Below are 6651 nucleotides of genomic sequence, written 5' to 3'. Positions count from 1 at the left end.
CGCTGCGTGAGGCTGTCGTAGGTCGAACATCCCGCAACGAGCGCAACCGTCGAGGCAGCGATCAACAGCTTGCGCACGTGACTCCCCCCGCGCTTCATAAGAAAATTTGGACTCATTTCACCCACCGTGCGGGCCCTTTTTGCCTTTCGCCAGGCCGCGCGAGTTTCATCGAAGATGACCGGAACAGCAAAAACCCATTACTATTCGAATCGTGCATTGTACTCTAGGGATGCCTAGCCATGACCAATCCCACCGATCTCAAGAACATCGGGCTGAAGGCGACCCTACCGCGCCTCAAAATCCTCGAAATCTTCCAGCGTAGCGCCGTGCGGCACCTCACCGCGGAAGACGTGTATCGCAACCTGCTGACCGAGGAACTCGACATCGGCCTCGCCACCGTGTACCGCGTCTTGACGCAGTTCGAGCAGGCGGGCCTGCTCTCGCGCAGCAATTTCGAATCGGGTAAAGCCGTGTTCGAGCTGAACGAAGGCTCGCATCACGACCACCTCGTATGCATCGACTGCGGGCGCGTCGAGGAGTTCTTCGATCCCGAAATCGAACAGCGCCAGCAAAAGATCGCCGAGGAACGCGGCTTCAAGCTACAGGAGCACGCCCTTGCGCTTTACGGCGCCTGCACGAAGGAAGCGTGCCCGCATCGCAAGCACTGACCGGACCGGGCAGCGCGCCCGCGTAGCCGCTCCAGCGCGAAACCGCCAGACGATATGACAAGAGCCACCCTAGGGTGGCTCTTTCGTTGTGCGGCTATCGGGTCCCGCATCGGGTCCCACATCGGGTCCCCTCCGCGCCGCGAGGCGGGACGAGACCGATGCACGTGACTTACTTGGCCGTCGCGAGCGCGATGGCCGTGTCGAGCATGCGGTTCGAGAAGCCCCATTCGTTGTCGTACCAGCTCGACACCTTCACGAGACGACCGGCCACCTTCGTGAGCGTCGCGTCGAAGGTCGACGAGGCCGGGTTGTGGTTGAAGTCGATCGAGACGAGCGGCGCCGTGTTGTAGCCGAGGATGCCCTTCAGTTCGCCTTCCGCGGCTTCCTTCATGATCGCGTTGATTTCTTCGACCGTCGTGTCGCGCTTCGCGATGAACGAGAGGTCGACGATCGACACGTTGATCGTCGGCACGCGGATCGCGTAGCCGTCGAGCTTGCCGGCCAACTCGGGCAGCACGAGGCCGATCGCCGCGGCGGCACCCGTCTTCGTCGGGATCTGGCTGTGCGTCGCCGAGCGCGCGCGGCGCAGATCTTCGTGGTAGACGTCCGTCAGCACCTGGTCGTTCGTGTACGCATGGATCGTCGTCATCAGACCCGTTTCGAGGCCGATCTTATCGTTCAGCGGCTTGACGAGCGGCGCGAGGCAGTTCGTCGTGCACGAAGCGTTCGAGATCACCGTGTGCGCGGCTTTCAACTCGTTGTGGTTCACGCCGTAGACGATCGTCGCGTCGACATCCTTGCCGCCCGGCGCCGAGATCAGCACCTTCTTCGCGCCGCCGGCCAAGTGCGCGCTTGCCTTTTCCTTCGACGTGAAAAAGCCCGTGCATTCCATCACGACGTCGACACCGAGTTCGCCCCACGGCAGTTCGGCCGGATTGCGGTTCGCCAGCACGCGAATCTTGTCGCCGTTGACGATCATGTTTTCGCCTTCGACCGACACTTCGCCGGGGAACGGGCCGTGCGCCGTGTCGTACTTCGTCAGGTGGGCGTTCGTTTGCGCATTGCCGAGATCGTTGATCGCGACGATCTGAAGATCGTGCTTCTTGCCGCTTTCGTAGAACGCACGCAGCGTGTTGCGGCCGATCCGGCCATACCCGTTGATTGCAACGCGTACCGTCATGATGGTTCTCCTGATATTGGGGCTGAAAAAACCTGTCGTACCTCACGCCTGCCGGTGCATCGCGGGGCGGGGCCGCGCCCGCGATGCGCCGGGAAGCCGTATTGCGTCTTCCCGTGAGTCTATCGTTACTCGAGCGCCGACTTGGCCGCTGCGACAACGTGCTCCACCGTAAAACCGAAATGCTTGAACAGCACGCCGGCCGGGGCCGACTCGCCGAACGTGTCGATACCGACCACGCCGCCTTCCAGGCCGACGTACTTGCGCCAGAAATCCGTCACACCTGCTTCGATCGCGACGCGGCGCACGCCCTTAGGCAGCACGCGTTCGCGGTACTCGGCGTCTTGGCGGTCGAAGACGGTCGTTGCCGGCATCGACACCACGCGGGCCGCGATCCCTTGCTGCGCGAGCGGTTCGACGGCAGCCAGCGCCAGCTCGATCTCCGAGCCCGTTGCGATCAAGATGATCTTGCGCGCGACGATGTCGTCGTTCCAGTCGCGCAGGACGTAGCCGCCCTTCGCGATGTTCGCGATTTGCGCATCGCTGCGCGGCGTGAACGGCAAATTCTGACGGCTGAAGATCAGGCACGAGGGGCCTTGGAACTCGACTGCCTGAGTCCATGCCACTGCCGTCTCGACCGTATCGGCCGGTCGCCATACGTGCAGGTTCGGGATCAGGCGCAAGCTTGCCACGTGCTCGACGGACTGGTGCGTCGGACCGTCTTCGCCGAGGCCGATCGAATCGTGCGTGAACACGAAGATCGAGGGCGACTTCATCAATGCGGCAACGCGCAGCGCGTTACGGCTGTAATCGGAGAACGTGAGGAACGTGCCGCCGAACGCCTTGTAGCCGCCGTGCAGCGCGATGCCGTTGATCGCCGCGCTCATGCCGAATTCGCGCACGCCGTAGTTGACGTGGTTGCCCCACTGGATGCCGTGTTCGCCCGCGCGCACCGGCTTGCTGGCCTTCCAGTTCGTGAGGTTCGACCCCGTCAGGTCGGCCGAGCCGCCGAGCAGTTCGGGCAGGACGGCCGCGAGGCCTTCGATTGCCTGCTGCGAGGCCTTGCGGGTAGCAACCGTTTCGGCGCGCTCGTTGGCGCCGGCGATGATCGCTTGCGCCTTGGCGGCCCAGTCGGCCGGCAGCTTGCCGCTCGCGCGGCGCTCGAATTCCGCCGCTTCCTGCGGATACTTCGCGCGATACTGCGCGAAGGCGTCGTTCCACTGCGCTTCGCGCTGCGCGCCCGCTTGCTTCGCATCCCATGCCGCATAGACTTCTTGCGGAATGACGAACGGCTCCCATTTCCAGCCGATCGCCTCGCGCGTGGCCGCGATTTCCTGCGCGCCGAGCGGCGCGCCGTGCGCGTCATGGCCGCCCGCCTTCGTGGGTGCGCCCTTGCCGATCACCGTCTTGCAGCAAATGAGCGTCGGCTTGTCGGCCTGCTTGGCGCTGGCGATCGCGGCGTCGACCGCTTGCACGTCGTGCCCGTCCACGTTGCGAATGACGTTCCAGCCGTAGGCCTCGAAGCGCTTCGGGGTATCGTCGGCGAACCAGTATTCGACGTGGCCGTCGATCGAGATGCCGTTATCGTCGTACAGCGCGATCAGCTTGTTCAGCTTGAGCGTGCCCGCGAGCGAACAGGCTTCGTGCGAAATACCTTCCATCAGACAACCGTCGCCGAGGAAGACGTAGGTGTGGTGATCGACGATCTTGGCGTCGGCCTTGTTGAACTCGGCCGCCAGCAGCGATTCGGCGAGCGCCATGCCGACGGCATTGGCGAGGCCTTGGCCGAGCGGGCCCGTCGTCGTTTCGACACCGGGCGTGATGCCGTATTCGGGGTGGCCCGGCGTCTTGGAATGCATCTGGCGGAAATGCTTCAGCTCCGACAGCGGCAGATCGTAGCCGGTCAAATGCAGCAGCGAATAAAGCAGCATCGAACCATGGCCGTTCGACAGCACAAAACGGTCGCGATCGGCCCAGTGCGGGTCGAGCGGGTTGTGCTTGAGGTGGCGAGACCACAGCGCGACGGCGATTTCGGCCATGCCCATGGGCATGCCCGGGTGGCCAGAGTTCGCTTGTTGCACGGCATCCATCGCGAGCGCGCGGATCGCGTTCGCCATGAGAGCGGTGGGAGCGGGAGACGAGGTGGTCATGTCGAGTCCGGAGAACGAGTCGAGAAAGCGTGGCGCGCAATGGACCGCTGCTCGTGTTCGACCGCCGCCGGCGGGGGCGGGGCACCCGCCGCGGCGCGACGCGGGGGGAGCAAGCGGACAGGCTGCAAAGCATGTCATTCTAACAGATGGCGCCCGGCTCCTTGCCGAGGCGAGCCCGCCAGCCTAGTGTCGGGCGTTGGAGGTTCCTCGATCGATGGAGCGAACTTGCGACGCAAGACACTGGGGCGGGCCGCTGCCCGTGGCGGTCCTATAATTCGATCATTCCCTCGATCGCTGCCATCCGTTTCGACCGTGTTTTCCCGCACCGATCCGCCCTTGCTGTTTCATCCGACACCCGATGCCGCCTACGGCTTCCCCGGCGCGCGCCGCATCGCCCAACTCGACTCGCCCCATCAACGCATCGAAGTGTGGGAGACGCCGCAGCTCGGGCGGCTCTTTACGCTCGATGCGCGGCCGATGACTGCCGTCGGCGACGAATTCGTCTATCACGAATGCATGGTGCATCCGGCGGCGCTCGCCCATCCGGCGCCCCGCAAGGCGCTGGTGCTCGGCGGCGGCGACGGGGGCGCGGCCAAGCAGTTGCTGGCGCATCCGAGCATCGAGCGTATCGTCGTGGCGGAACTCGACGCGGCCGTGATCAGCATGGCCCGCGAGCATCTAGCCGAGGTGCATCAAGGCGCGCTCGACGACCCGCGCGTCCAGCTCGTCATTGGCGATGCCGCGCGGTTCGTCGCGACGACGACGGAACGATTCGATCTCGTGGTGTTCGATCTGACGCCGCCCGATTCCCCCGCCGCCGAACTCTATAGCGCCGCGTTTTATGCGCGCCTGAAGACCGTCCTGGCGCCGTGCGCGATGCTGTCGATGCACCTGGGCTCCGCGCAATTTCATCTGGAACGCGCCGCGGTGCTCGTGCGCGGCTTGCGCGAGCGCTTCTCGATGGTCGATGTCATGTCCGCCTTCGTCCCGCTGTACGGATCGCTCTGGCTGATGGCGCTGGCAAGCGATACGCTCGATGCCGCCTCGCTGTTCAAACACGACATCGAAGCGCGCCTCGCGGCGCGCGGCATCGATACGTTGCGCTACTATGACGCCGCGCTGCATCCGGCGTTATTCGCGCTGCCGCGCAGCGTCCGAGCCGGCTTGGGCTAGACGCCGGGCGGCGCCGTGCAGTGCGCCGATGCCTGGCACGCCCTGGCTGCGAACGCCCTTTTCCGCCCACCGATTCTCGAACGCCGCTTTATGCCTCGTTTTTTTGTCGACTCCGACTTCGAATCCGGCGCCGTCGTCGCCTTACCCGACGAAGTCGCCCGCCACGTTCAAGTGCTGCGCCTCGCGGCCGGCGACTCGCTCACGCTGTTCAACGGCCGGGGCGGACAGCACGAGGCTCGGCTCGTCGAAGTCGGCCGCCGCAGCGCCCTTGCGCAGATCGGCGCATTCGCCGCGCTCGAAGCGGAGCCGCCGTATCGGATCGCGCTCGCGCAGGGTATCGCGGGCGGGGACAAGATGGACTGGCTCATCGAGAAAGCGGTCGAACTGGGCGTCGCGCGCATCGCGCCGCTCGTCACGGCTCGTAGCGTCGTGCGCTTGTCGGCCGAGCGCGCGAGCCGGCGCCACGCGCATTGGCAAGGCATCGTGCGCGCCGCTTGCGAGCAATGCGGGCGCAATCGTCTGCCCGAGGTCGACGCGGCGTGCGATCTGTCGAAGTGGCTAGCGGCGTTGCCGGCACCGGACGGTTCGGGACCGCTGCGGCTCATGCTGTCGCCGCGCGCGGATCGCCCGTTCGGGTCCCTGCCGGACACGCCGCCGAGCGAGGGCGTCACATTGCTGATCGGACCGGAGGGCGGGCTCTCGCCCGAGGAAGAAGACGCGGCTGCGGCACAGGGATTCGCGCCGCTCTCGTTGGGGCCGCGCGTGCTGCGCACCGAAACTGCCGGAATGGCGGTGCTGGCCGCGCTGGCCGCGCGTTGGGGGGGATGGTGAGCGCCCGCCTCATCGCGGACTGCGGGCAGGCCGCTATACCGCTATGCGTGGCGCGGCAGGCGCGCGATGCACCCAAGCACCGTTAAGCGAACGAATAAAAGACGCGAAACGCGACCTTGCGCTCGGCCCAAAACTCGGCGGCCTCGCGAAACACGTCGAGCAGCGTCTCGCGCCCTTCCTTGTCGAACTTCTGCGCGATGGGCAACCCTTCCAACACGATGACGAAGCCCGGCTGCGAACCGGCCTTATGCACGAGATCGGTCAGGCAATCGTAGAGCGCATCGTAGTTCTTGCCGAAGTGCTTCGGGAATAGGAACGACGTGGCGATCGTCTCGAGCACTTCCTGCTTGGACGCGGCTTGGCCGCAATAAGCATAGAGGAAGTGCTGCTCGAGCCGCAGAGCCTCGTCGGCGAGATCCTGCACGCGAAACGCCCGGATCGATTGGACGATGTTCGGTCGCACGGTCGCGAAAAGGCTCATAGGCTCCTCGCTCGGTGAATGGCGGGATGCCGCGTCGCCCTCTGTGCATTGGCCGCGCTCGGCCATGCGCATCTGCATGACGCGCTGAAAAAGATTGCCGTCGCCGGCCGCGAACAGATCCGTCGCGGCTGCGGTGTCGTGCGCGTAGACGTTGTCGCTCATGCCGTTCAT

6 protein-coding genes are annotated in these 6651 nt (G+C 65.2%); 3 read left to right on the top strand and 3 right to left on the bottom strand.

The annotated features are described in order from the left end of the window. The first annotated feature begins 239 nt into the window (after positions 1-239). Positions 240-668, top strand: a complete 429-nt coding sequence (fur, locus tag ACTHN9_RS06150) for a ferric iron uptake transcriptional regulator (RefSeq protein ID WP_440535866.1) — start codon at positions 240-242, stop codon at positions 666-668. Positions 669-837: 169 nt separating this feature from the next. On the opposite strand, the gene gap is transcribed toward fur, so the two are convergent. Together gap and tkt are read right to left on the bottom strand one after the other, a co-directional pair. After that, a complete protein-coding gene (gene gap, locus ACTHN9_RS06145; RefSeq protein WP_440535865.1) occupies positions 838-1848 on the bottom strand; it encodes a type I glyceraldehyde-3-phosphate dehydrogenase in 1011 nt (336 codons plus the stop codon). A gap of 125 nt (positions 1849-1973) precedes the next feature. Continuing rightward, a complete protein-coding gene (tkt, locus tag ACTHN9_RS06140) occupies positions 1974-3995 on the bottom strand; it encodes a transketolase (RefSeq protein ID WP_440535864.1) in 2022 nt (673 codons plus the stop codon). Positions 3996-4307: 312 nt separating this feature from the next. Between tkt and speE the strand changes: the two genes are divergently transcribed. Then, entirely contained in the window at positions 4308-5168 is an 861-nt protein-coding gene (gene speE / locus ACTHN9_RS06135; protein WP_440535863.1) for a polyamine aminopropyltransferase, read from the top strand. Between the two features lie 90 nt (positions 5169-5258). After that, positions 5259-5999, top strand: a complete 741-nt coding sequence (locus tag ACTHN9_RS06130) for a 16S rRNA (uracil(1498)-N(3))-methyltransferase (RefSeq protein WP_440535862.1) — start codon at positions 5259-5261, stop codon at positions 5997-5999. A gap of 82 nt (positions 6000-6081) precedes the next feature. Here the strand turns inward: ACTHN9_RS06130 and ACTHN9_RS06125 are convergent, their stop codons facing one another. Next, positions 6082-6642 (bottom strand): barstar family protein, encoded by a 561-nt coding sequence (locus ACTHN9_RS06125; protein WP_440535861.1) that lies wholly within the window; start codon positions 6640-6642, stop codon positions 6082-6084. Positions 6643-6651 lie beyond the last annotated feature (9 nt).

It is taken from the genome of Trinickia sp. (genome assembly GCF_051953405.1).
In the GTDB taxonomy this organism is placed as follows: domain Bacteria; phylum Pseudomonadota; class Gammaproteobacteria; order Burkholderiales; family Burkholderiaceae; genus Trinickia.
The sequence above is the reverse complement of the archived record's forward strand: the minus strand, read 5'-3'. Positions and strand labels throughout refer to the sequence as shown.

Excerpts from the sequence above, each read along its gene's own strand:
- ACTHN9_RS06130 (WP_440535862.1), top strand. The coding sequence starts at position 5,259 with ATGCCTCGTTTTTTTGTCGACTCCGACTTCGAATCCGGCGCCGTCGTC.
- fur (WP_440535866.1), top strand. The coding sequence starts at position 240 with ATGACCAATCCCACCGATCTCAAGAACATCGGGCTGAAGGCGACCCTA.
- ACTHN9_RS06125 (WP_440535861.1), bottom strand. The coding sequence starts at position 6,642 with ATGAGCGACAACGTCTACGCGCACGACACCGCAGCCGCGACGGATCTG.
- gap (WP_440535865.1), bottom strand. The coding sequence starts at position 1,848 with ATGACGGTACGCGTTGCAATCAACGGGTATGGCCGGATCGGCCGCAAC.
- tkt (WP_440535864.1), bottom strand. The coding sequence starts at position 3,995 with ATGACCACCTCGTCTCCCGCTCCCACCGCTCTCATGGCGAACGCGATC.